The sequence below is a fragment of the Microbulbifer maximicatervae (SeqCode) genome, from assembly GCF_052467815.1.
The window spans coordinates 1,520,093-1,543,643 of the sequence record NZ_CP174326.1; the positions used below are offsets into that span (position 1 = coordinate 1,520,093).

Annotated in this window: 23 protein-coding genes; 14 read left to right on the plus strand and 9 right to left on the minus strand. The window is 51.9% G+C overall.

Annotated features, from left to right (window positions below; all coding sequences use genetic code 11):
* Positions 1-73 precede the first annotated feature (73 nt).
* The gene (gene hexR, locus ACJJIW_RS06545) at positions 74-928 is read right to left on the minus strand and encodes a transcriptional regulator HexR (RefSeq protein ID WP_282930602.1); all 855 of its coding nucleotides are present in this window, start codon (positions 926-928) and stop codon (positions 74-76) included.
* 139 nt (positions 929-1,067) lie between these two features.
* On the opposite strand from hexR, the gene uvrD reads away from it, so the two are divergent.
* Positions 1,068-3,272, plus strand: coding sequence for a DNA helicase II (uvrD, locus tag ACJJIW_RS06550; protein ID WP_282930603.1), 2,205 nt, complete (start codon positions 1,068-1,070; stop codon positions 3,270-3,272).
* A gap of 232 nt (positions 3,273-3,504) precedes the next feature.
* Positions 3,505-4,638 (plus strand): TRAP transporter substrate-binding protein, encoded by a 1,134-nt coding sequence (locus ACJJIW_RS06555; protein WP_444934515.1) that lies wholly within the window; start codon positions 3,505-3,507, stop codon positions 4,636-4,638.
* 69 nt (positions 4,639-4,707) lie between these two features.
* Here the strand turns inward: ACJJIW_RS06555 and ACJJIW_RS06560 are convergent, their stop codons facing one another.
* The 3 genes from ACJJIW_RS06560 to ACJJIW_RS06570 all read right to left on the minus strand — a co-directional run bounded on the left by ACJJIW_RS06560 (position 4,708) and on the right by ACJJIW_RS06570 (position 7,215).
* The gene (locus tag ACJJIW_RS06560; protein ID WP_108735392.1) at positions 4,708-5,097 is read right to left on the minus strand and encodes an acyl-CoA thioesterase; all 390 of its coding nucleotides are present in this window, start codon (positions 5,095-5,097) and stop codon (positions 4,708-4,710) included.
* Between the two features lie 187 nt (positions 5,098-5,284).
* Positions 5,285-6,646: a TRAP transporter large permease gene (locus tag ACJJIW_RS06565; protein ID WP_444892396.1), complete on the minus strand. Its 1,362-nt coding sequence runs from the start codon at positions 6,644-6,646 to the stop codon at positions 5,285-5,287.
* Entirely contained in the window at positions 6,643-7,215 is a 573-nt protein-coding gene (locus ACJJIW_RS06570; protein WP_444936956.1) for a TRAP transporter small permease subunit, read from the minus strand. Before ACJJIW_RS06570 ends, ACJJIW_RS06565 begins: the two co-directional genes overlap by 4 nt.
* A 183-nt stretch (positions 7,216-7,398) precedes the next feature.
* Between ACJJIW_RS06570 and ACJJIW_RS06575 the strand changes: the two genes are divergently transcribed.
* The 8 genes from ACJJIW_RS06575 (at position 7,399) to ACJJIW_RS06610 (ending at position 15,968) form a co-directional block, all read left to right on the plus strand.
* A complete protein-coding gene (locus ACJJIW_RS06575) occupies positions 7,399-8,451 on the plus strand; it encodes a PstS family phosphate ABC transporter substrate-binding protein (protein ID WP_282930607.1) in 1,053 nt (350 codons plus the stop codon).
* Positions 8,452-8,612: 161 nt separating this feature from the next.
* On the plus strand, positions 8,613-9,992 hold the full coding sequence (gene pstC / locus ACJJIW_RS06580; protein WP_282930608.1) for a phosphate ABC transporter permease subunit PstC: 1,380 nt from the start codon (positions 8,613-8,615) through the stop codon (positions 9,990-9,992).
* Positions 9,985-11,271, plus strand: coding sequence for a phosphate ABC transporter permease PstA (gene pstA / locus ACJJIW_RS06585; RefSeq protein WP_282930609.1), 1,287 nt, complete (start codon positions 9,985-9,987; stop codon positions 11,269-11,271). Before pstC ends, pstA begins: the two co-directional genes overlap by 8 nt.
* Positions 11,272-11,373: 102 nt before the next feature.
* A complete protein-coding gene (gene pstB, locus ACJJIW_RS06590) occupies positions 11,374-12,183 on the plus strand; it encodes a phosphate ABC transporter ATP-binding protein PstB (RefSeq protein ID WP_282934617.1) in 810 nt (269 codons plus the stop codon).
* Positions 12,184-12,206: 23 nt separating this feature from the next.
* Positions 12,207-12,908 carry a phosphate signaling complex protein PhoU gene (gene phoU, locus ACJJIW_RS06595; protein ID WP_282930610.1) on the plus strand — a complete coding sequence of 234 codons (702 nt, stop codon included), beginning with the start codon at positions 12,207-12,209 and terminating at the stop codon, positions 12,906-12,908.
* An 85-nt stretch (positions 12,909-12,993) separates the two neighbouring features.
* Positions 12,994-13,308 carry an antibiotic biosynthesis monooxygenase family protein gene (locus tag ACJJIW_RS06600; protein WP_444936957.1) on the plus strand — a complete coding sequence of 105 codons (315 nt, stop codon included), beginning with the start codon at positions 12,994-12,996 and terminating at the stop codon, positions 13,306-13,308.
* A gap of 291 nt (positions 13,309-13,599) precedes the next feature.
* Positions 13,600-14,442, plus strand: a complete 843-nt coding sequence (locus ACJJIW_RS06605) for a putative porin (protein ID WP_444936958.1) — start codon at positions 13,600-13,602, stop codon at positions 14,440-14,442.
* A 578-nt stretch (positions 14,443-15,020) separates the two neighbouring features.
* Positions 15,021-15,968, plus strand: a complete 948-nt coding sequence (locus tag ACJJIW_RS06610; RefSeq protein WP_444936959.1) for a putative porin — start codon at positions 15,021-15,023, stop codon at positions 15,966-15,968.
* Positions 15,969-16,021: 53 nt separating this feature from the next.
* Here the strand turns inward: ACJJIW_RS06610 and ACJJIW_RS06615 are convergent, their stop codons facing one another.
* The gene (locus ACJJIW_RS06615) at positions 16,022-17,308 is read right to left on the minus strand and encodes a M48 family metalloprotease (protein ID WP_444936960.1); all 1,287 of its coding nucleotides are present in this window, start codon (positions 17,306-17,308) and stop codon (positions 16,022-16,024) included.
* Between the two features lie 72 nt (positions 17,309-17,380).
* On the opposite strand from ACJJIW_RS06615, the gene ACJJIW_RS06620 reads away from it, so the two are divergent.
* The 4 genes from ACJJIW_RS06620 to ACJJIW_RS06635 all read left to right on the plus strand — a co-directional run bounded on the left by ACJJIW_RS06620 (position 17,381) and on the right by ACJJIW_RS06635 (position 19,686).
* Complete coding sequence (locus ACJJIW_RS06620; RefSeq protein WP_282930616.1) at positions 17,381-17,860, plus strand: DUF4265 domain-containing protein; 480 nt, start codon at positions 17,381-17,383, stop codon at positions 17,858-17,860.
* 79 nt (positions 17,861-17,939) lie between these two features.
* On the plus strand, positions 17,940-18,716 hold the full coding sequence (gene yaaA / locus ACJJIW_RS06625; RefSeq protein WP_282930617.1) for a peroxide stress protein YaaA: 777 nt from the start codon (positions 17,940-17,942) through the stop codon (positions 18,714-18,716).
* Positions 18,713-19,324 carry a DUF938 domain-containing protein gene (locus tag ACJJIW_RS06630; RefSeq protein ID WP_444936961.1) on the plus strand — a complete coding sequence of 204 codons (612 nt, stop codon included), beginning with the start codon at positions 18,713-18,715 and terminating at the stop codon, positions 19,322-19,324. The genes yaaA and ACJJIW_RS06630 overlap by 4 nt, the downstream gene beginning before the upstream one ends.
* A 2-nt stretch (positions 19,325-19,326) precedes the next feature.
* Positions 19,327-19,686, plus strand: a complete 360-nt coding sequence (locus ACJJIW_RS06635) for a hypothetical protein (protein WP_444936962.1) — start codon at positions 19,327-19,329, stop codon at positions 19,684-19,686.
* 12 nt (positions 19,687-19,698) lie between these two features.
* Here the strand turns inward: ACJJIW_RS06635 and phoR are convergent, their stop codons facing one another.
* The 4 genes from phoR to ACJJIW_RS06655 form a co-directional block, all read right to left on the minus strand.
* Positions 19,699-21,075: a phosphate regulon sensor histidine kinase PhoR gene (gene phoR / locus ACJJIW_RS06640; RefSeq protein WP_444892386.1), complete on the minus strand. Its 1,377-nt coding sequence runs from the start codon at positions 21,073-21,075 to the stop codon at positions 19,699-19,701.
* An 84-nt stretch (positions 21,076-21,159) separates the two neighbouring features.
* The gene (phoB, locus tag ACJJIW_RS06645) at positions 21,160-21,864 is read right to left on the minus strand and encodes a phosphate regulon transcriptional regulator PhoB (protein WP_444892385.1); all 705 of its coding nucleotides are present in this window, start codon (positions 21,862-21,864) and stop codon (positions 21,160-21,162) included.
* Between the two features lie 110 nt (positions 21,865-21,974).
* On the minus strand, positions 21,975-22,856 hold the full coding sequence (gene ubiA / locus ACJJIW_RS06650; protein WP_444936963.1) for a 4-hydroxybenzoate octaprenyltransferase: 882 nt from the start codon (positions 22,854-22,856) through the stop codon (positions 21,975-21,977).
* Entirely contained in the window at positions 22,853-23,458 is a 606-nt protein-coding gene (locus tag ACJJIW_RS06655) for a chorismate--pyruvate lyase family protein (RefSeq protein ID WP_282930622.1), read from the minus strand. The genes ubiA and ACJJIW_RS06655 overlap by 4 nt, the downstream gene beginning before the upstream one ends.
* Positions 23,459-23,551 lie beyond the last annotated feature (93 nt).

Here is a 23,551-nt window from a genome sequence, read left to right on the forward strand (position 1 = left end):
CAATTGGCGGGAAATGGCTTTGGTAGAAACGGGCGGGCCCATTGTCCCTTGCCCGCTTTGGATATCAGGGAGTTTAGTGCTTGTCTTCCCGCAATGTGTACAGTCCCTGTTTCAGTTTCAACAGGTGCTCCTGTAGCTGAGGACCTTTGCGCTGGGCTACGCCGATAGCGAGAACATCGATTACCACCAGGTGGGCGATGCGCGAGGACAGCGGCGTATAGATCTCAATATCCTCTTCCACATCCACTTCCAGTGGGATGCTGGCTTGCTGTGCTACCGGCGAACCGCTGGGTGCCAAACCAACCACCAGAGCGCCCTGCTCTTTTGCCATGCTCATGGAGCGAAGTAACGCCTTGGTGCGACCGCTCTGGGAGATAGCTACTACTACATCCCCCGCTTGCATGGACATGGCCGACATATTCTGGATGTGGTGGTCTGAGTGAGCAGCGGTGGCCAATTGCAGGCGGAAGAACTTGTGCTGGGCATCGGCGGCGACGGCACCGGAGGCGCCAAAACCGAAGAATTCCACCCGCTTGGAAGCGGCCATCGCAGTGACAGCGGCCTCGAGGGCACGGTCGTCAATTCTATCGCGGACTTTCAGCAGGGTATCCACCGTGGAGTCGAAAACCTTGCGCTTGTACTCGGCAATGGTATCCGTTTCCGTAACCGCAATCTGGCCGAAGCTGGGGCTGGAAGCCAGCTGCTGCGCCAGGTTCAGCTTGAACTCCTGGAATCCGGAGCAGCCCACGGCGCGACAAAAGCGCACCACGGTAGGTTCACTCACCTGGGCTTCAGTAGCCAGGTCGACGATGCGCATATGAATGATTTCATCGGGGTTGGCGAGAATATACTCCGCCACCTTGCGCTCTGATTTGCGCATGGATGACAGTTGTTCACTGATTCGTTGCGTTACTTCCGCCGGTTTCACAGGACTTCCTTCTCTATGCCAGATGGCGCAGTTTAGCCGCTGTGCCCTCCGCTGGCGAGCGACATTACATTGTCAGGCAGGGCAAAATCCTGTTTATTTACACAGGTCTTGTGCATCAGCTCTGGTACAATCTTCGCCCATGGACGTATCTCAGATTTTAGACCCCCTCAACGACGCCCAGCGCGAAGCAGTAGCTGCCGCGCCCGGCAATCAATTGGTTCTGGCCGGTGCCGGCTCGGGCAAGACCCGGGTGCTGGTACACCGCATCGCCTGGCTGATGCAGGTGGAGGGCGCCTCGCCCTACTCCATTATGGCGGTAACCTTTACCAACAAGGCGGCCCGCGAGATGCGCGCCCGTATCGAAGAGCTGCTGGGGGTGAATACCTTTGGCATGTGGGTGGGCACCTTCCACGGCCTGGCTCACCGCCTGCTCAAGGCCCACTGGCAAGAAGCCAAGTTGCCGCAGAACTTCCAGATCCTGGATTCCGACGACCAGCTACGCCTGATCAAGCGGGTACAGGCAGATCTGGGGCTGGATGATAAAAAGTGGTCACCGCGTGAAACCCAGTGGTGGATTGGCGCGCAGAAAGATGAAGGTCTGCGTCCGCAATATATCAATGCCGGCGCCGATCCCTGGTTGCAGACCATGGTGCGAATCTATTTCGCCTATGAAGAGGCCTGTCAGCGCGGTGGATTGGTGGATTTCGGCGAGCTGCTGCTGCGCGCCCACGAGCTTTGGCTGAATAACGACGCTATTCTGGCCCACTATCGCCGGCGTTTCCCCCATATCCTGGTGGATGAGTTCCAGGATACCAACACGATTCAATATGCCTGGTTGCGCTTACTCGCCGGTGAGCAGTGCCATATCACCGCCGTGGGTGACGATGACCAGTCTATCTACGGTTGGCGCGGTGCCAAGATCGAGAATATCCAGCACTTTTCCACAGACTTACGAGAAGTGCAGACGGTGCGACTGGAGCAGAACTACAGATCCACCTCCACCATTCTGAACGCGGCTAATGCGGTGATCGCTAATAACAGTGGTCGCTTGGGCAAAGAGTTGTGGACCAAGGGGGAAGAGGGTGAGCCCATCGCCGTCTATGCGGCCTACAACGAACAGGATGAATCGCGCTTTATTGTCGAACGTATCAATGACTGGGTGCGCGACGGTAATCGCCGCGACAGCATCGCCATCCTCTACCGCTCCAATGCCCAATCCCGGGTACTTGAAGAGGGGCTTTTGCGCGAGCAGGTTCCCTACCGTATCTATGGCGGCCAGCGCTTCTACGAACGCCTGGAAATCAAGAATGCCCTGTCTTATTTACGCCTGATTACCAACCGCGATGATGATACTGCGTTTGAGCGGGTGGTGAATACGCCCACCCGTGGCATCGGCGCGCGCACTGTAGAGATGGTTCGCTCTTATGCCCGGGAGCAGGGCTGCTCCCTGTGGCAGGCGGCCAAGCTGATGTTGCAGCAGCGGGTATTGGCTGCTCGCGCCGGCAATGCCCTGCAGAGCTTCCTGGACCTGATTAACCAGCTGGCAGCGAATGCAGAAGATAAAGAGTTGGATGCTATTGCTGAGGATGTGATCGAAAACAGCGGTTTGCTGGAGTTTCACGGCAAAGAGAAAGGCGAGAAAGGCCAAACACGAGTGGAAAACTTGCAGGAACTGGTCACTGCCTGTCGCGGCTTTACCGGTGCGGGCCTGCCCGAGGGAGAGGAAGATGAGGAGGAAATTCCCCTTCTTAACCAGTTCCTCGACAGCGCTGCCCTGGATGCCGGTGAAGGCCAGGCGGATGAGTTTGAGGATGCCGTCCAGCTGATGACCCTGCACTCCGCCAAAGGCTTGGAGTTTCCCCTGGTATTTATGGCGGGTGTGGAGGAAAACCTGTTCCCCCACAAGATGTCGGCGCAGGAGCCCGGCCGCATGGAGGAGGAGAGACGCCTCTGCTACGTGGGTATCACCCGCGCCATGCGCAAGCTATACATTACCTACGCGGAAAACCGGCGTCTGTTTGGCAGCGAAACCTATAACAGCCCTTCCCGCTTTATCGGCGAAATTCCACCTAATTTGGTGCAAGAAGTGCGCCTGAAGACCGAAATTTCCCGTCCCCTCTACCAGGCGGACTACGGCAAGGTAGGCCAGTTTTCCGACCCGGCGCCAGACTTCGATGATTTGCCCCCGCTGGTTCTGGGAGGGCGAGTGGACCACGCCAAGTTTGGTGAAGGAACTGTCATTGAGTTTGAGGGAACGGGTCCTCGAATGCGGGTGCTGGTTAATTTTGATGATGTTGGCGACAAGAGGCTGATACTTTCAATGGCCAAGTTGCAGCCGCTTTAAGTGATGGCTTGAGCTGGCACTAAGCATTAAATACTGAGTGCCGGAGCATGTCGGTACTGAGAGGCATGCAGAATTGAAAGTTAGATAGTGGTGGATGGATTCCAGCGATAGCGGGAATCCATCCAAAATACCAGGGTCAGATCACAGAGGACTTCCCCTGAAGACCTAAGTTGGCGACCAAAGCGTCTGCCGATAATTTGTACAATACAAAAATAACGATAAATTAGTAGCAATGAAAAAACTCAATTGGTACCCGGCCATCATTCTCGGGCTCTTAGCCCTGCTCGCCATTACCTTCGCCGCCCTGGTAGCTTCCCGTGCAGCGATGGGCCCTGCCCAGCACTTTTCCGCAGAGGGCAATAAAGAGCTGTTCGAATGGAAATTAGTTACTACCTGGCCCAAGAATTTCCCTGGCCTCGGCAGTGCGCCGGAGCGTTTTGCCAAGAAAGTCGAGGCGATGTCAGCCGGGCGTCTCAGGATCAAAGTGTACGGTGCCGGTGAGTTGGTACCTGCCCTGGGCGTATTTGGTGCTGTATCGGAAGGCGCCGCGCAGATGGGACACGGTGCTGCCTATTACTGGAAAGGCAAGGTGCCCGCTGCCCAGTTTTTTACTGCGGTGCCTTTTGGCTTGAATGCCCAGGAAATGAATGGTTGGTTACACCACGGTGGTGGTCTCGAACTCTGGGAGGAGATCTACGAGCCCTTTAACCTGATTCCACTTGCGGGGGGCTCCACCGGTGTACAGATGGCGGGCTGGTTTAACAAACCGATTGAGTCGGTGAAGGATTTAAAGGGCCTAAAGATGCGTATTCCCGGCCTGGGTGGTGAGGTTTTAAACCGCGCAGGCGGCACTGCGGTGACCATTCCCGGTGGAGAACTCTACACCGCCCTCCAGACTGGAGTGATCGATGCTACCGAATGGGTGGGGCCCTACAACGATCTCGCTTTTGGTTTCCACCAGGTCGCTGAGTATTACTACTACCCCGGGTGGCATGAGCCGGGCTCTATCCTGGAATTTATCGTTAATAAAAAGGCGTTCGAAAAACTGCCTGCTGATTTGCAGGAAATAGTGCGAGTCGCCGCCCGTGAAGCTAACCAGGATATGCTGGACGAATACACGGCACGCAATAACCGGGCCCTCAAGGAGCTGGTAGAAGAGCACGGGGTAAAAGTGGAGCGCTTGCCGGAGGATGTTCTGTCTCACCTGAAGAAGATCAACAACGAAATTATGCAGGAGACGGCGCAGCGGGACCCGGAGTTTGCCCGTGTTTACAAAGCCTTTAAGGAATTTGAACGGGATGTGAAGCCCTACCACGAGATCAGTGAAGAGGCTTACTACCAGGCGAGAGAGTTAAAGGAAGATTAGCGCCCAACTACTGGGCCGATGATATTGCCGGCTGTGTTGCTCTACAGCCGGCGAACTCGAAATCTACAATCAGGGCAGCGGCCTGGTGCGGCCGGCATCGTCGATCGCGACAAATACAAACTCACCCTCGGTAACCTTGACCTGCTCACCGGAATCCACCCGGGTCAGCCAAACCTCAACCATGGTACGAATTGAGGAGCGCCCTTCTTCAATGGCTTCCGCATAGCAGCTGACTGTTGAGCCAACCGGAACCGGGCGCAGGAAAACCATGCTGCCCACCGCAACAGTTGTGACACGGCCGCGCGCCATGGTTTGCGCGAGAATGGCGCCAGCGAGGTCCATCTGCGACATCAGCCAACCGGCAAAAACATCCCCCTGCGGATTGGTATCGCGGGGCATAGCCAGGGTTTGCAGGGTTAGCGTGCCTGTGGGTTGTGGATCTTCATCGAGAGCTGACAGTGCGGACATCGGGTACTCACAGATTGTTAGAGTTATTGGTTTCCACTACTGGAATGGTGGCGCATTCTAGCACAATTTGGCCAGTAATTGACCAGAATAAATTTCGGCCTTTAGTCGACCGCAGGCGCGTTTTTGGCCGTTGGTGCCGCCTCTCAGCCCTGGACGGCTCTCTACATGACGCAGATCACTATTGCTGAACCACCCCCGGCAACCAAGTGGCCAGGGCCGGCCATATCGCCAGCAGGCAGAGCAGTAAAAGTTGAATGGCAATAAAAGGTGCTACCCCGCGATAGATGGCCGATGTCGCGACAGAACTGGGGGCCACCCCGCGCAGGTAAAAGAGGGCAAACCCAAATGGAGGCGTTAGGAAAGAGGTTTGCAAATTGATGGCAATCATAATGCCGAGCCACACCGGATCGACGCCCATTGCCAGCAGTACCGGGCCCACAATTGGTACCACTACAAAGGTGATCTCGATAAAGTCGAGGATAAAGCCCAGCAGGAAGATTACCAGCATCACCAACAGGGTCGCGCCGATTACCCCTCCGGGCAAGCTGTGGAAAAATCCTGTCACCAATTCTTCACCGTTGTAACCGCGAAATACCAGAGAAAATAATGAAGCGCCAATCAATATGGCGAAAACCATTGCCGAGACCTGAAGTGTACTGCGGCCGATTTCCCCGGCGCGCTTAAAGCTTAGTGCTCCGCGACTGGATGCCAGTAACGCCGCCCCCAGTGCGCCGACGGCGGCCGCTTCTGTAGGGGTGGCAGCGCCAACGATGATTGATCCGAGCACAATCAGCATTAAGGCAATCGGGGGCAAAAGACTGCGAAGCAGCTGGGCCTTATCCACTTCTGGAGGCTCGCTGCTCTCTGTGGGTTTGGGGCGACGGGCAATAAATAATAGATAAATGATATAGGCGGCCACCAGCAGTAAGCCGGGAATAATTGCCCCTACAAACAGATCCCCTACGCTGACTGGCTTGGGATTGAAAATGCCTGCAGATAGTTGTGCCTGTTGATAGGCATTGGAGAGGGTGTCACCCAACAGAACCAAGGCAATAGAGGGAGGGATAATTTGCCCGAGGGTACCAGTGGCGCAGATAGTGCCGGTAGCCAGTTTGGGGGAGTAGCCACTTTTTAACATGGTGGGCAGTGACATCAGCCCCATGGTGACTACAGTTGCACCGACGATGCCAGTACTGGCGGCGAGCAGCGCGCCCACTACCACTACGGAAATGGCGAGTCCCGAGGGAGCCCCCATAAAGGCTTTGCTCAGATTAACCAACAAATCCTCGGCAATCTTGGCTCGCTCCAGTATTACCCCCATCAGCACAAATAGCGGAACGGCAACCAGAGTGCCGTTTTGCATAATGCCGTAGAGGCGATCGGGGAAAGCGCGCAGCAACTCAGCATCAAATACGCCATACACAATACCCAGGCCCGCTGATAGCAGGGCGGTACCCGCGAGGGTAAAAGCTACTGGGTAGCCGAACATAAGCAGAGCGCAGACGGCTGCAAACATCAGAAAGGGGATTAGCTCAATCACACTTCGGCCCCTTCTACCTGCTTCAGTACTGCTTTTGACGACGACATTGGAATGGACTGTTGTTGGGGCAGCATCAATTGCACCAGCGCGCGAATAAACTGGGCCAGCCCCGCCAGAGCCAGGGTGACGGCGGACAGAGGAATCAGGCTCTTCAGTAAAAATACCCCAGGCAGGCCGCCGGCGTTCGCACTGTCTTCAAAAACTGACCAGCTATTCAGTACAAAGTGCCAGCTGCTTATAAATAGAAAGACGCAAAGTGGTAAGAGGAATATCAGATAGCCAATTGCATTGACCCAGGCTTTGGCCCTGGCGCTCATCCTGCGGTAGAAGACATCCACCCGCACATGGGCATCGGTCTGCAACGCATAGGCCAGCCCCAGCATAAAGGCGGCACCGTGCAGGTAAATCACGGATTCCTGTAGGGCGATAGAACCGGTATTGAAGCCGTGGCGCATCACCACAACACAGCTTTGTAACAGGACCATGGCCCATGTGAACCAGGACAGCAGTTGCCCGGTATGACTGGTCAGGCGCTCGAGTGCCTGCGCGCTGCACAGCAGAAAACGCATGGGGGCTTCTCTCTTTACATCTTATTGTTATTTATGTTGCTCGAAGGTTAACCCTTTGCCCGCTCTCATGCCAGCAGGGTAAAAATACAGCTGTAACCTTTTTGTAATCTTTTATTCATAGAATCGTCACCCGTTGTTCCTAGCATCGCCGCGTGAAATAAAAACACTCATCGGAGTTACACAATGAACAAGCAAATTCTGGCGACTTCTCTGGCAGCCCTGACCCTGGCAACTTCACAGGTTGCTATGGCGGCGCGCGATTACATTAGTGTTGTAGGTTCCTCTACTGTTTACCCGTTTACTACGACTGTGGCGGAGCGTTTTAGCCGCGCAACCCAGTTTAAAACTCCAGTCGTTGAGTCCACTGGTACGGGTGGTGGCATGAAGTTGTTCTGCCAGGGTGTTGGAGAAAGCACTGCGGATATCACCGGTGCCTCCCGTCGCATTAAGCAATCCGAATTGGAAATGTGCAACAGCAACGGTGTTGATGTTGTTGAAGTACAGATCGGTTACGACGGCATTGTTCTTGCGAATGCTAAGAAAGCGGCTCCCTTTAAGCTGACTCGCAAGGACATCTTTCTGGCCCTGGCTAAGGAAGTACCTAACCCAGACGGTTCTGAAACTCTGGTAGCCAACCCCTACAAGACCTGGAAGGACGTAAATCCAGCCCTGCCCAACACCAAAATCGAAGTTTTGGGTCCGCCCCCCACTTCCGGTACCCGCGATGCTTTTGCCGAGCTGGCAATGGAAGGTGGCTGTAAGAAGTTTGGCTGGATCAAAGCCATGAAGAAAACAGACAAGAGCGCTTACAAAGCGATCTGTCACAACGTTCGCGAAGACGGTGCTTATGTTGAAGCCGGTGAGAACGACAACCTGATCGTGAACAAGCTGGTTGCCAACCCGAACGCCCTGGGTATCTTCGGCTTTAGTTTCCTCGACCAGAATGCTGACAAGGTACAGGGCTCTCTAATCGAAGATCAGGCCCCTACTTTCGACTCCATCGCTGACCAGAGCTACCCGGTTTCCCGTCCGCTGTTTATCTACGTTAAGAAGCAACACGCTGATGTGGTTCCCGGTGTTAAGCAGTTCTTGGCTGAATTCACCAATGAGCGCGCTTGGGGTGAAGACGGCTACCTGGCTGACAAAGGTATGATTCCTCTGCCCACCGAGAAGCGTCAAAAGATTGCTACTGATGTGCGCAAGCTGAACGCACTGAGTAATCTCGCAGCCAAGTAAAAAAATTCTGGAGTTGTACTGTCAAAGGGAATTGACGGCCAAGCTCGAAAGGGCTTGGCCGTTCTTTATAAGAAGACTCACAAATTGTCGCCCCCCTGTGATGGAACGCGGGGATAAAGTCTGGATAATGCCAGCGACGATATTTTTAGTACGGTAATTCAATGCAAACCCCCACACTGTTCGCACTTTTGCTGCTCTTGATATTAGTGGCCTACGGCACTGGCTTTCGCCGTGCAGTGAACGCTGCTCGCAGTCTTGGCGGCGTTCGCAATCTGGCCGCCCTACCCAGTTACTACGGATTACTCACCGCCCTTTGGTGTGGTTTGCCAGCACTGATATTACTCTGTGCCTGGTTGGTGTTTGACGATTCGATCATCCGTGCGATGGTCATGAATAGTATTGCCGATAAGCCGGAGAGCATCTCCGGGCAGAACCTTCTCTACGCGCAGATCCAGAATCTCGCGGCGGGCCACCTGATAGGTGAAAAGTCCCCACAATTGCAGAGTGCTGCAGACTACCTCGGTCAGTTGCGTTCCAGCTCCAATAATTTACAGGCCTTCCTGAGTTTAGTGTTGGCCAGCGGCCTTGCCGCTTTTGCACTGCTGCGTTTTTCTCCCAAGCTGCGCGCTCGCGAAAAAGTTGAAAAAGTGCTGCGCACGGTGCTGATTGCCTGTGCCAGCGCCGCGATTCTAACCACTGTCGGTATTTTGTTATCGGTATTGTTTGAATCCCTGCGCTTCTTCCAGTCCGTGCCAGTGAGTGAATTCCTGTTTGGTTTGCATTGGAGCCCACAGATGGCACTGCGCGCAGACCAGGTGGGATCGAGCGGTGCTTTTGGTGCTGTCCCCCTGTTTACCGGAACTCTTATGGTGTCCGCGATCGCCATGTTTGTGGCGGTACCTGTGGGATTGATGGCAGCTATTTATCTGGCCGAGTACGCCAGTAAGCGCGTGCGTTCCCTGGCCAAGCCAGTACTCGAAATTCTCGCCGGTGTACCCACCGTGGTATACGGCTTTTTTGCTGCCTTAACCGTTGCTCCATTTATTCGCGAGTTGGCCACCTCTATGGGCCTACAGGCCTCCAGTGAAAGCGCACTGGCCGCTGGCCTGGTGATGGGCATCATGATTATTCCCTTCGTCTCCTCTCTATCCGATGACGTAATCAACGCAGTGCCCCAGTCCCTGCGCGATGGCGCCCTGGGTTTGGGTTCCACCCAGTCCGAGACGGTGCGCAAAGTTGTGATTCCTGCGGCACTACCCGGCATCGTCGGCGGTGTATTGCTGGCCGTTTCCCGCGCAATTGGTGAAACCATGATTGTGGTTATGGCCGCCGGGCTCGCGGCGAACCTCACCGCAAACCCGCTCGAATCGGTCACGACTGTGACGGTGCAGATTGTGACTCTGTTGGTTGGCGACCAGGAATTTGACAGTCCCAAGACCCTCGCCGCTTTTGCTTTGGGCCTGATGTTGTTTATCTCCACTTTGGTGCTGAACTTTATTGCCTTGCACGTAGTGAAAAAATACCGGGAGCAGTATGACTGATCTTACTCAGGCGCAGGTTCGCGAGCGCATAGAAAAAAGCCTCGCCAGCCGTCACCGCAAAGAAAAGCTGTTTCGTGGGTTGGGTATCGGCAGTATTGCCTTTGGTGTACTCGCTGTACTGATTTTGTTCACTGACATTATCAGCAAAGGCAGTGGTGCCTTTGTGCAGACAGCTATCCAACTGGAGGTGCACTACGACGAACAGGTTCTGGGCATCGATAAGGTCGATGATGAAAGTCTGACCTGGGCAAACTTCACCGGTGTTATTCGTCAGTCCCTGCGCGAACGCTTTCCCACTGTGACTGGTCGCAGTGACAAGCGCGAGCTCTACAGCCTGGTTTCCTCGGGAGCACCTTTTACCTTGCGCGATCGTTTGGCGGCGAATCCGGAACTGTTGGGTAAATCCGAGAAAGTCTGGCTGTCAGTCGATGACGATGTGGATACTTTCGTCAAAAGCCTGAAGGATTCCAAAGAGGGTTTCCGTGGTCGTACCTCGGACCAGAAGGCTGGTTGGATTGAGCAGCTGTTGGACAGCGGTGAACTGAAGAAGCGGTTCAATACCATCTTCTTTACTAATGGCGACTCCCGTGAACCAGAGCAGGCGGGCATCCGCGCAGCCTTGATGGGGTCCCTGTTTACCCTGTTGGTAACTCTGGCACTGTCATTTCCTATCGGTGTGGCGGCGGCGATTTACCTGGAAGAGTATGCGCCCAAAAACCGTTGGACTGATTTGATTGAGGTGAATATCAACAACCTCGCGGCAGTGCCTTCTATTGTTTTCGGTCTTCTGGGCCTGGCGATATTTATTAATTTCTTTGAGTTGCCGCGTTCGGCGCCTCTGGTAGGGGGCTTGGTACTGACACTGATGACCTTGCCCACGATTATTATTTCCAGCCGCGCGGCTTTGAAGGCAGTACCGCCCTCAATTCGCGAGGCGGCAATGGGTATGGGAGCTTCGCGCATGCAGGTGGTTTTCCACCATGTGCTGCCCCTGGCGATGCCGGGAATGTTGACCGGCGCGATTATCGGTATGGCCCAGGCCCTCGGTGAGACGGCACCCCTATTGATGATTGGTATGGTCGCTTTTATTGTCGACGTACCTGCCGGGGTAACCGACCCGGCCACCGTGCTGCCTGTGCAGATTTTCCTGTGGGCAGATAGCCCGGAGCGCGCCTTTGTCGAGCGCACCTCCGCAGCCATTATGGTGTTGCTGAGTGTGCTGATTGTGATGAATACCAGCGCGGTATTGCTGCGCAAGAAACTTGAGCGCCGCTGGTAACAGAGCGCGGATTATCAGAAAGCGGGATATTATATGAGTACCATGACCCTGGATGCCGCCAGCCAAACTGATGCGGCGCAATCCGATGTTGCGGGTAGGCAAATGATGAATGATCGGGCTGATGTTAGAGAAACAGTTGGCCAACCCTTCTGTGACACCGCCAAGTTGCGTATGCGCAATGTGAATGTTTTCTATGGTGAAACCCAGGCGATCCACTCGGTCGGTCTCGATATTGGAAAAAATGAAGTGGTTGCCATGATCGGTCCCTCCGGCTGTGGTAAGTCGACGTTTTTACGTTGCCTCAACCGCATGAATGACACCATTGAAGGTTGTCGCGTCGAGGGCGAGTTAAGTCTGGATGGTGACCCCATCTATGGCCCCAAAGTGGATGTGGTACCCCTGCGCGCCCGCGTCGGTATGGTATTCCAGAAACCAAACCCTTTTCCCAAGTCCATTTACGAGAATGTGGCCTACGGCCCAAAAATCCACGGCATTGCCAGCCGCCGCGCCGATCTGGATGAGATCGTAGAAAATAGCCTGCGCCGCGCCGGTCTGTGGAATGAGGTTAAAGATCGTTTGGACAAGCCGGGTACGGGTCTGTCCGGTGGCCAGCAGCAGCGCCTGTGTATCGCCCGTGCTATTGCGGTGAGCCCGGAAGTAATCCTGATGGATGAGCCCTGCTCTGCCCTGGACCCGATTGCAACAGCGCGAATCGAAGAGCTGATCGATGAGCTGCGCCAGAACTACACTATCGCAATCGTTACTCACTCGATGCAGCAGGCTGCGCGGGTGAGTCAGCGTACGGCTTACTTCCATTTGGGGCATTTGGTGGAAGTTAACGATACTGAAACGGTGTTCACCAACCCCGAGCACGAACTCACTGAAGCCTATATCACCGGCCGCTTCGGCTAAGGTTCCTGCTCGGAGGGAAAACTATGGAAATGCATTTCGATCAACATATCTCACGCCAATTTAATGAAGACCTGGAAAGCTTAAAGACAGAGATGTTGGAAATGGGCGGTATGGTCGCCCGCCAGGTTGCCGATGCGGTTGATGCCCTGGCCAATGCTGACAGTGAGTTGGCCGAAGAAGTTCTGCGTATTGAAGAAGTCATCGATAAAAGTGAGATGGCCCTGGATGAGCACGCCACGCTAATTATTGCCAAGCGCCAACCGGCCGCATCCGACCTCCGCATGGTGCTGTCTGTCATTCGTATTGCCCGCGACCTGGAGCGCATTGGGGATGAGGCGAGCAAGATTGCCAAGATGGCCATAGCTCTGACAGATGAAGGTACGTCGCCGCGCGGGTATACCGAAATCCGTCATATTGCCAATGCTGTGCGCAAAATGCTCAATGACGCCCTGGATGCCTATACTCGTTTCGATGTGCAGTCGGCTCTGCAAACTCTTGCTGAGGACCAGCAGGTTGACATGGATTACCGTACGGCCGTACGTGAGCTGGTAACTTACATGATGGAGGACCCGCGCAGTATTTCCCGGGTCATTAATGTGTTGTGGACCCTGCGCTCACTGGAGCGGATCGGTGACCATGCGAAGAATATTTGTGAGCAGGTTGTTTACCTGGTGGAGGGTGCTGATATCCGGCATGGGCACCAGGAAAATCTGCGCAAGTCCTAAAGGGCTTTGCTAATTTAAAAAGGTCGCCTAGTGCGGCCTTTTTTTTTACGGAAAACTATTTGTTAGTCGTTAGGTAATACAGAGCATGAAATTTATCTTCGAAGTTCATCTACAAAATGGGTTTAAAGCTGAGGATTATGCCGATGCCTGGATGCGCGCTTCTGAGATTATCCAGCGCTCCCCGGGAGCGATGGGCACAGAGCTTCATCGAAAAATTGATGACCCCAATGTGTTGATAGCCATTGCTAGCTGGCGATGTAAAAAAGATCGGGATGCTATGCAAGCCGAGCACAGTAAAAAAATTGACGAAATCATTGCCAGTGTGGCCCCTTTTGTAAAAATTAATCTAATAGGGGAGTTTTATGACCCGCAATGGGTTGTAAATATTAATAGCGATTGATGTTAATCAATTCAACCTGAACACAGCCTGAATAAATATATGTTCGAATATTAAAATAAAACTTTTTATTTTATTCTTTTTAGCTGGAATTTATTTGTTTGGTGCATTACAGCCAATTACAGCGTTTGTTTTTTCTGGTTGATACATTTTTTTATCGAAAAAAAATATTCGCTTTACCGCAAATTTGGCTCTAATTGCTTATCGTGTAATTTGCTGTTGTTGCGCACCAAAAAACTTTTGTTACAATCCGCAGCCCAATTTGGATCGCTACGTTAACGAAGGATTTATCAAATGAGATTCAAGCTTGCTGCTCTGCCCCTGATGCTTGTCGCCACAACTGCAGGCGCTGAAGAATATAATTCTTTTACTAATGCTACATACGCCAATACTGATTATACATACTCTATTTCTGGTAGTTCTGGTTCTACTAGGAATAGAGGTTATGATGCAGATGATTTTAACCTTGGAACTACTTACTTTTTTGGTAGTAAGGAAACTCTTGGTCCATTAAAAGAGTTTGAATATATTAACAAAGTTAGTAATGTTTCTGGTGAATTCTATCATCATAATCACGATAGTGATGATATAGACTCTTTCTCTGTAGGTGGTGAGTATTTTGCTTCCAATGGAATTGTTGTTAGTGCTGGTATATATGATGTTTGGGAAACTAATTTAGATTATCAGTCTATCGGATACCTCTTTTCCCCAGATTTGCTGGTTAAGCTAAATCATGTTGATGACGATAGTGATAATGAGTTTTCCTTGGAGGCTCGTTATAACTACCAGTTGAATTCAACTGATTACGTTGGTTTTAATCTTTTTGTTGATGAAGAATTCGAAAATCGTGCTTTGTCCTCCAAGTACTTTACTCATCTGGCTGGAGAGCAATATCTGACTGTAGAAGTAGCTTACAATAGCATCGAGAAAGCCGATGATTACTGGGCGCTTGGCACTGAATTCTTCTTCAATCAGCGCACCTCTGTTGAATTTAATTATGATGAGAATGAAAATTACCATCTGGGTATGACTCACTTCTTTAATCGCAATATTGCTGTTGAAGCAGCTTATCTATCTAATAATGATGTTAGCGGTGATCTAGATATCTACCAGCTGGGCTTAACTGTCCAATTGTAAGCTAGCTTAAGTAAAGGGCTATCAATGATAGTCCTTTACTTTATAGTGCAGCTTGGGTAAGTTCAAAGCAACTTAGCTGCACTGCTTCAACCCTGTTTGGCACCCTAGTGCCAGCTTTCTTTTATATCCAGCTGTTTTATGTAATGGTTGGAGTACTTTGCTGATTTTTCTTTTTATATCCGACCTCTAAATAAATCTAAAATCCTTCTAAATCTCTTGCTATCGCGAAATAATCCTTCCGAAATTTAGCTTAATTCTTGTGCGGGCTTACTAAATGAAAGCTTGTCGCTTCGAATGTTTCGTAAAAACCTGTGGGTGAATAACTTTCATCGATAGGTATCTCCAGGCGAAAGGTTGCTTGTCAGTTCAGCAGAACTATATGAGCAGTGGAAGCATAAAGAACCTGTTGTGTGAATTGAATTATCTAGGTTTGGTGATAATAGCATATTTACCGTATAGTCCATTTATATGTGGATTCTGTTTTTATCTCATACAAATAGTATTTGTTGCGCAGTAAAAAAATCTTGCTAGAATTCGCACCCCAATTTAGGTCATTATGTTAACGAAAGGTTTCGGAAATGAGATTCAGTCTCGCTATTCTTCCCCTGTTACTTCTCTCTGCAACAGCTGACGCTGAGAAATATAATTCAATTACTACAGCTGGATATTCTAGCTTGGATTATGATCTAGATGTTATGGGTAGTGAGTTCGATTTAGATGGCAATCAGTTTTTGGCTGAAACTACTTATTTCTTTTCTGGAAAAGAAACTCTAGGCCCTCTAAAAGAGTTTGAATATATTAACAAAGTAAGCAATGTGTCGGCTGCCTTTTTCCACAATGAGGTAGATAAAAATAATGCCGATAATTACGCTGTGACCGGAGAGTATTTCGCTAAAAATGGTTTTATTTTCGGTGTTGATTTGACCGAAGTTAATGATCGCAATATTGATACGGTTGCTCTTGGCTATTTATTCACCCCGAACTTTTTATTGGAACTTTCCCACACTGATTTTGAGTCTGATGAAGAGACTTATGTTGAATTTCGATACAATCATCCGTTGAGCGGTGCTGATTATATTGGTTTTGATCTTGTCAGTGATGATGAATTCGATGTGGCTGTATTTTCCTCCAAATACTTCACAAACCTGGGAGGTGGGAGGTATTTAACCGCTGAACTTTCCTATGCCGACTATGAAGGTGATGACGATTATTGGCAGATCGGTGCAGAATATTTCTTCACCCAAAGCAGCTCGTTTGGTATGAAACTGGACGAGAAAGACGATATGAAGCTGGCTTTCACCCACTTCTTAAGTCGGAATATTGCCTTAGAGGCTGCTTATAGCACTATGGAGGCAGATGATAATATTAATATTCGCAGCTTTGGTAGTGATACCTATCGTGCAGGATCTACCTCAACGCTTGATGTTATACCAGATCTTGAAAATGATACCGTGCTTAGCCTTCTGACTCCCTTTATTGAACTTGATGTTGAAAAGTTTGAACTTAGCCTAACAGTTCAGTTATAAGCAAGCTTAAAAGGGCTATCTCAGATAGCCCTTTTTATTTTAATCGGATTTATTTATCCCTTGTTGGCGATGGCTTTTATTCGATTTTGTGCCATGGTACCAATTTCCCCGCCAGCCCCGGCAGCCTCCTGATAGTGCTTGTAAGCACTTTGCTTATTTCCCTGCCTCTCATAGGTCTGGCCAAGGTAGTAGTGAGCGTAAGCGGTATCCAGATAGCGTAGTGATCTGGTTAGGTCACCCTCTGCAGAGCTATAATTTTTTAATTGGATATTAGTGATTCCCCGCTTTAGCCAATACGAAAATAGCGCTGGATTCTTTTGAATGGCACTGTCGTATGCCTTTCGGGCATTTTTATATTGTTTCTTTTGGCTGAGTAAATCGCCTTCTAACGCAAAAAAGGCAGCTTCTTTGGGTTGCTGTTTTTGAGCTTTTCGTACCAGCTTTAGTGCAGAGTCAATTTTTTTATTATTGGCTGCGGCAACCGCATCGTCGTAATTCTTGTAAGCATCGGCATCGCGCTTTAATTGCGCTATGGCTTTTTGGTACGTGGCCCGGTTGGTGATTCCCCCTTTGGGTAAAAATTGGCTGTGCTTGACATTAGCGCTGACACGAGACTGGGAAGGGGGATGGCTGGCAAAGAGCGCTTCCAGTCCACCAGCTTGCCGCCCCTCCGACAGTTCAACAAATTTTCTTTGCAGGCGTACGGCCCCCTGGGGATCATATCCCGCAGCGGCCATATATTTCATACCGTATTGATCTGACTCTAGCTCATTGCTGCGACTGTAGCGGGCAATATAGGCGGAGCCCCCCAGTTGAGTCCCGGTGGCAATCAAGTCAGAGTAGCCAGAGTCCTGGGTGGCAGCTCCCACGATTGCAAGGCCTGCGCCCAGCAATTGTTGTTGGGACATCGCAGTTGCGGAATGTCGCGCAGCAGCGTGAACTATCTCATGGCTCAGTACGGCAGCGAGCTCAGCTTCGTCATCGAGTAACACCAGCAGGCCTCGATTGATAGCGATTTTGCCGCCGGGTAAGGCCCAGGCGTTGGGAACCGAATTGTTCAGAACCACAAACTCGTAAGGTAGCTGGGGGCGGTCTGAGGCCCGCGCCAGCTTTTGGCCAACCTGATTGATGTAGTTTTGCAGGGCCGGATCAATGGTGTATTGGCCGCCCTGTTGCTGTTGGTTGGCAGCATAGTGCTGTTGCCCCAGTTGAACCTCCTGCTGCGGAGATATCAGCGAAACCTGTTTCTCACCGGTGACTGGATTGACAACGCATCCTCCGAGAATCGTGGTTGTCCAAAACGCGACACATGCCGTAAGCGCTTGGGTACGCGAGATCATTGCCTCCCTCCCTGTATAATGTTGAGTCATTAGAATGGTTACTCATTGTACACAGTACGGGAACTGAGGTTTATGACGGCACTTCAAGTCATTGAGTTATTTGCGGGCAACAACCCCGAAGGTGAGCCCGTGGTGGAACGGCTACAGGTTCGTGTGAGCGAGGATGATAGCTGCCAATTGGTGCGATCCCCTGTCTTTATTAAGGGAATCGCCAGTGGGGATTACATTAAGGTCGATAAAGACACCCAGCAATTTGAGTTGGTAAAGCGCTCGGGGAATTTGGCGGTGCGTATTTTTTGTCGCGGCGATAGCACGGAACTGTCTGATAAGTTGACCCCACAGCTGGAGAAGCTCGGGGGCGATTTGGATCTGGAGGCTCCGCGCGTATTGGTCTACAGCATTCATGTCAGTTGTGGATTCGATAAGATTGAGGAGATCCTCAACAGTGCCTGCGATGGGGCTAACAGCGTTTGGTATTACGGCAATGTTTATGACCCTAAAGACGGGCAGACTCCACTCAATTGGTGGCAGGACGTCCTAAAGCCAGAGTAAACATCCGCTATATATTTGGGTCAGCCACAATAGCTTGGTAGTGTGTGGTTGAGGCGATAGCGAAGCGAGAAGGCACCCGATGTTAATAGTTATTTCACCGGCGAAAACCCTGGACTATGAAAGTGATATTCCCTCACTGGAAACCACCCAGCCGGACTTTTTGAAAGAATCAGCAGCCCTGATCAAAGAGCTGCGCGAACTGAGCCCGCAGCAGGTTTCCAGCTTGATGAAGATTTCAGATAAGTTGGGAGTCTTGAATTACGATCGCTTCCACACTTGGAAGCGCCCATTTACCGATAACAACGCCCGCCCCGCCCTGCTCGCCTTTAAAGGTGATGTTTATACCGGATTGGAGGCGGAGACTATGGGTAAGCGGGACTTTGCCTATGCGCAAAAGCACTTACGTATGCTCTCTGGCCTTTATGGTTTGCTGCGCCCATTGGACTTGATGCAACCCTATCGCCTGGAGATGGGCACTAAATTTGAAAATGCCAAGGGTAAGAATCTCTATGAATTTTGGGGAGATAAGATTACCGAAGCATTGAATGCGCAGTTGCAGGGCGTGAAGAGTCGCGAGTTGGTAAACCTCGCATCCAATGAATATTTCAAATCAGTCAAAACCAAGCAGCTCGATGCTCAGGTGATCACCCCGCATTTTAAGGACCTGAAAAATGGTCAGTATAAGATGATTAGCTTCTTCGCTAAAAAAGCCAGAGGCATGATGAGTCGCTGGGCCATTGACCAGAGGGTAAAGAAGGCGGAAGAGCTGAAAGGGTTTGATGTGGCCGGTTATGTCTATAACCCGAATATGTCCACTGAGTGGGATTGGGTGTTCACCCGGGATGAGCCGCAGTGATTAGTAATGAATTGCCCGATGCACCCTCCTGCGGGCGCAATCGCGAGCCGATTCTCCAGCAACTGACTCGCCTGTTGGCTTCTAGCCGCAATGTACTTGAGGTTGGCAGTGGTACTGGCCAGCACGCAGTATATTTTGCTCCGCATTTACCGCATCTTGAGTGGCAAACTTCAGAGCGATCGCAACAGCTGGAGGCCGTAAAGTCCTGGCTGGCGGAGGTCCCCAGTAGCAACCTGCCACAGCCGCTAGTGCTCGATGTTGGCGATTCTTGGCCCGAGATTTCGGCTGATGCTATTTTCACTGCAAACACCTTACATATTATGTCGGCTGAACTAGTGCAAAAGTTCTTTCTGCACAGTGCCGATGTTCTGGAGCCGGAAGGTTTGTTGATCGTTTATGGTCCAGTGAAAATTGCAGGAGAGTTTATTGGCCCTACTAATGCTGATTTTGATAACCAGTTGAAGGAGCATGATCCCCAGCGGGGGATTCGCGATCTCGAATGGCTCGATCAGCTGGCAGAGAGTACGGGGTTCAGTCGCACAGAACTAAATTTCTTGCCGGCCAATAATCAATTAATGGTTTGGCGCAAAAATGATAATAAGGAGTAACTATGCCTGAGTGGTTTGAAATAGCGGTGATCGTAGCCTTTGCCATTGGAGCCGTATTCTTTTTTGCCAAGTACCGTGAGACAGCGGCGGCGCTACATGAGAGTGAGCGTATGAAAGCTCGTTTGTCGAATGACTTAAATCGCTACCGCGATGTGCCCAAGTTGCGCGCTCTGCGAGATGCTCTTATCGGTGTTAAGGCCCTGCCTACCGATGATGAGGGTAACGAGCATATGCTGCTGCGCGATGGTGATTTGCAGTTGCACCATTTGGTTTTGCGCCGGGAAGCAAACGCTCTGGGTAAAGAGGGTACGGCTAGCTATGTCAAAGACGGTAAAGAAGTAGAACTGCAGGAACTGGAGTAATCGAAAGCCGCTTTAATTAGCGGCTTCAGAACTCAACCTGGATGCTGGTTTTTGAGCCAGCTTTGCTGGCGGAAAGTGAAGCGTGAAGAGACTGCCCTGCCCGGGCGTGCTTTCTACACTCATTTCTCCATTGTGTCGCAGCAACACATGCTTAACGATTGCCAGTCCGAGACCGGTGCCGCCGCTGTCCCGTGAGCGGCCTGGATCAACTCGATAGAAGCGTTCAGTCAAACGGGGAATATGGATCGAATCGATACCGATACCGTTATCCTCTACGGAAAAGTGCCCGCCTTTGTCATCCAACGACCAGCGCAATTGAATCTCGCCCTCTTCGGGAGTGTATTTCACTGCATTTAAAACCAGGTTGGCGAAAGCGCTGTGTAACTCGCTGGGGTCTCCATTGAGGTAGTAGTCCCCCTCGCAATGGACTTCGATATGGTGGCGGTCGCCACTGAAGCTGCGCGCTTCCTGGGCTACCCGCTCAATCAGTTCCGGCACAGCTACAGCCATATCCCCGCTTTTGCGTTCTGAGGTTTCCAGGCGAGCCAATAGCAGCAGGTCATTGACCAACGTGCTCATACGGCCAGCCTGCTCTTCCATTTGTGCCAGGGGCTTTCTCCAGGGAGGCGGTGCCATATCACTGCTTTGCAGTGTTTCCAGGTAGCCGGCAATTACCGTGAGGGGGGTGCGCAGCTCATGGGAAACATTGGCGACAAAATCCCGGCGCATCTGTTCGAGGTTGTGCAAACGGGTGATGTCACGAACAATGACCAAGGCCTCGTCTTTACCGTAACGGGTGACTTCCAGCTGTAGCATGCGCGCCTCATTGCCAGGTGCGGGCAGAGTGAGGGGTTCTCCGCTGTTATCACCGTGCATATAGCTGACAAAGCCGGGGTCGCGGACAAAGTTGACTAATGACTGGCCGGAATCACTGGCCTGTAACCCAAGGAGTTCACCTGCTGCAGGGTTCCACCAAGCCAGGTTATCGCCGTCTTCCAGGGCTACAATGCCTTCGCGCAGTGCGCTGGTACTGTCTTGCACCCGGCGCAGCATCACATGCAATTTTTGCTTCTCGCGGCGGTGGCGCCGCTGCATTCGGTAAAAGTCGTCGTAGATTTCGCCCCAAATGCCAAAGGCGGTGGGGGCTGGGCCGCGTCTGCCGTTTGCCAGCCAGCGGTTGAAACGTTGCTGTTGCCACAGCACTGAGATCAGGTAGCTGGCCAGTCCCGCAATCAGGGCGAGAGACCAGCTGCCGGAGGTGGCACCGAGAATGGTGCACCCCAGGGTTATAATTACGAAACGCGAAAACTCGCCAATACTGCGATCCAACATAGAGTTGCCGTGTTGCCTGATAGATGGCGGCAGTGGCACAGCCTCTTCCGCCCGCATTCAATACCTCATGGAACCAGGCCCGCACTCGTCAAGTGCGGAGGTTTGATTCTGCAGGGATCGGTACCGATCCAGAGGGGATTGTCACACTTTTTCTGCAGTTTGCACAGAAAACCGATACCCGGTGCCGCGAACTGTCTGGATATAGCGGTCGTGGCCATCAATGGCCAGGGCTTTGCGCAGTCGGCGGATATGTACATCCACAGTGCGCTCCTCTACATAGACGTTTCCGCCCCACACATGATCAAGAAGCTGGGTGCGTGTATAGGCGCGCTCTTGGTGTGAAAGGAAGAAGGTGAGCAGGCGAAACTCCGTTGGCCCCATATCCACCGGCTGTCCCTTGATAGTTACCCGGTGGCTGAGGGGATCTAGTATCAATGCACCGGCGTTGAGGGGTTCCTCGGGTGTTGCCGGGCCCGCGCGGCGCAGTACGGCCTTCAAGCGTGCAACCAGCTCCCGGGGAGAGAAAGGCTTGGTGATGTAATCGTCGGCCCCAGTCTCTAACCCTTTGATTTTATTGTCTTCTTCACCTTTTGCCGTGAGCATGATGATCGGCAATGAGGTGGTGAGTTCATCGCGCTTGAGGCGCCTTGCCAGCTCTACCCCGGAAACATCCGGTAGCATCCAGTCGAGCAAAACTAAGTCTGGCTTCTCGTCGATTATCAGGGCGTGAGCTTCCTGGGCGTTCTCCGCCTCAAGACATCGGTAATCTGCCATTTCTAGTGCGACCCGCAGCATATCGCGCACTGCGGATTCGTCATCGACAATCAGGATCGTTTTACTGTGCATTTGCCTGCCATACCCGCTCTGTTGTCAGGGTTTCCCCAGTTATGGCCGAGGATTAAACGGGATTTATATGACAAATATATGACGCCCAGCTTCCGGTGCCCACTATGTCTTTAATTCAGCAGAAAATGCAGCGATATGCCGGCGAAAATGGCAAACCCTACCCAATTATTGTTGATAAAAGCTTGAAAACAGCCCTCTCGCGCCCTGTTTCGAACTAGCCACTGCTGATAAACGAATAAACCCGTAACGGGTAATAGCGCTAAGTAGTAAAGAGGTCCGAGTGTGAAATTTGACCCAATCAGTAGTAGGGCCGCTAGAACTATAAGTTGTAAGGCACCTGTTATGACCTTGTCCATCTCCCCAAACAAAATAGCTGTGGATTTAACACCGATTTGAAGGTCATCATCGCGGTCCACCATCGCATAGAAAGTGTCATAGCACAGGGTCCAAACCAGGTTGGCGGTATAGAGCAACCAGGCCTCTGCTGGCACTTCTCCTGTAACCGCTGCGAATGCCATGGGAATTCCCATACTAAAGGCGGCACCCAAGACCAGCTGGGGGAGGTGTGTGTGGCGCTTCGCAAAGGGATAACCGAATGCCAGGGCCAGGGCTAAAAACGATAGGAGAATCGTGAGTGTGTTGGTGGTGAGTACCAATAGGAAGGCGGCAGCGCTGAGCCCGGCGAAAAGCGCCAAGGCAGATTTTGGAGTCAGCGCACCGGTGGCCAGGGGACGCCCTGCGGTGCGCTTTACATGGGCGTCAATTTTGCGATCGGCAAAATCATTCACTGCGCAGCCTGCCGCCCGCATTAGGATCACACCGAGTGTAAAAACGAGAAACAAGTGAAATCCCGGCCATCCTTCAGCGGCTAACCATAGTGCGCACCAAGTGGGCCAGAGCAACAGCAGTGAACCTATAGGCTTATCCATACGTGTCAGCTGCCAGTAGGGCAGCACGGTGGGCCAGCGTTGTGCGATCTGTTGGCTGATCACAGTGAGTCCTCAGTTGCGATAGTTTGGGCAGCTTCTTGTGGTATGGGATCACCTGTCGGCTTGAAGTTGGGGAGAAAAGCTTCCGCTACCAGCAAGGGCTTGTCTCGCAACCAGAATACCGAGCGGCGCCCCCAGACTTCAAAATCTTTATCTCCAAGTTCGCGATCGGCGCAGCCAGGAGATTTTTGCAGCAGGTTGAGGGTGATTTCCCCTCTGCGAATGCCCGGTTCACTAAACAGCAGCTCCCCCAGTGGGCGGGCATCCAGGCTGCGCAGATTGCGAGATTTTCCCTGCAGGCTGCGCTCAGGTAACACGCTGCGGGCATACACCCAGGGCTGCCCGCAACCATAGAGCAATACCTCCCGAATCAGGGCGCGACTGCTAGGGTTCAGCCCCAGTGCGCGAACTTCTTCAGGGCGGGGAGGCTGCCAACCTTGATAAAGCACACGGACATAAAAGTCCCCGCCACTTTGCTGCTTGAGAGCGGCGGTGAGCGAGTCGGAATAGGTCAGCCAGGGCACCAGGGTGTTGGGCGGTTGCTGTTGTGTGTCTAGAGGCAAACTCTGCCAATCGCCAGAGGGCACAAATGGTGATTGGTGCAACGATAACTCCGCAGTCTGGGTAAAGACCCCATTGTATCCCGGCCGGTGGCAGCAGGTCTCTCCCTGTTGGATTTTTGCTCCCCAGCACGGCAA

Excerpts from the sequence above, each read along its gene's own strand:
- uvrD (WP_282930603.1), top strand. The coding sequence starts at position 1,068 with ATGGACGTATCTCAGATTTTAGACCCCCTCAACGACGCCCAGCGCGAA.
- ACJJIW_RS06555 (WP_444934515.1), top strand. The coding sequence starts at position 3,505 with ATGAAAAAACTCAATTGGTACCCGGCCATCATTCTCGGGCTCTTAGCC.
- ACJJIW_RS06570 (WP_444936956.1), bottom strand. The coding sequence starts at position 7,215 with ATGCGTTTTCTGCTGTGCAGCGCGCAGGCACTCGAGCGCCTGACCAGT.
- ACJJIW_RS06575 (WP_282930607.1), top strand. The coding sequence starts at position 7,399 with ATGAACAAGCAAATTCTGGCGACTTCTCTGGCAGCCCTGACCCTGGCA.
- pstC (WP_282930608.1), top strand. The coding sequence starts at position 8,613 with ATGCAAACCCCCACACTGTTCGCACTTTTGCTGCTCTTGATATTAGTG.
- pstA (WP_282930609.1), top strand. The coding sequence starts at position 9,985 with ATGACTGATCTTACTCAGGCGCAGGTTCGCGAGCGCATAGAAAAAAGC.
- pstB (WP_282934617.1), top strand. The coding sequence starts at position 11,374 with ATGATGAATGATCGGGCTGATGTTAGAGAAACAGTTGGCCAACCCTTC.
- phoU (WP_282930610.1), top strand. The coding sequence starts at position 12,207 with ATGGAAATGCATTTCGATCAACATATCTCACGCCAATTTAATGAAGAC.
- ACJJIW_RS06600 (WP_444936957.1), top strand. The coding sequence starts at position 12,994 with ATGAAATTTATCTTCGAAGTTCATCTACAAAATGGGTTTAAAGCTGAG.
- ACJJIW_RS06605 (WP_444936958.1), top strand. The coding sequence starts at position 13,600 with ATGAGATTCAAGCTTGCTGCTCTGCCCCTGATGCTTGTCGCCACAACT.
- ACJJIW_RS06610 (WP_444936959.1), top strand. The coding sequence starts at position 15,021 with ATGAGATTCAGTCTCGCTATTCTTCCCCTGTTACTTCTCTCTGCAACA.
- ACJJIW_RS06615 (WP_444936960.1), bottom strand. The coding sequence starts at position 17,308 with ATGATCTCGCGTACCCAAGCGCTTACGGCATGTGTCGCGTTTTGGACA.
- ACJJIW_RS06620 (WP_282930616.1), top strand. The coding sequence starts at position 17,381 with ATGACGGCACTTCAAGTCATTGAGTTATTTGCGGGCAACAACCCCGAA.
- yaaA (WP_282930617.1), top strand. The coding sequence starts at position 17,940 with ATGTTAATAGTTATTTCACCGGCGAAAACCCTGGACTATGAAAGTGAT.
- ACJJIW_RS06635 (WP_444936962.1), top strand. The coding sequence starts at position 19,327 with ATGCCTGAGTGGTTTGAAATAGCGGTGATCGTAGCCTTTGCCATTGGA.
- phoR (WP_444892386.1), bottom strand. The coding sequence starts at position 21,075 with ATGCGGGCGGAAGAGGCTGTGCCACTGCCGCCATCTATCAGGCAACAC.
- phoB (WP_444892385.1), bottom strand. The coding sequence starts at position 21,864 with ATGCACAGTAAAACGATCCTGATTGTCGATGACGAATCCGCAGTGCGC.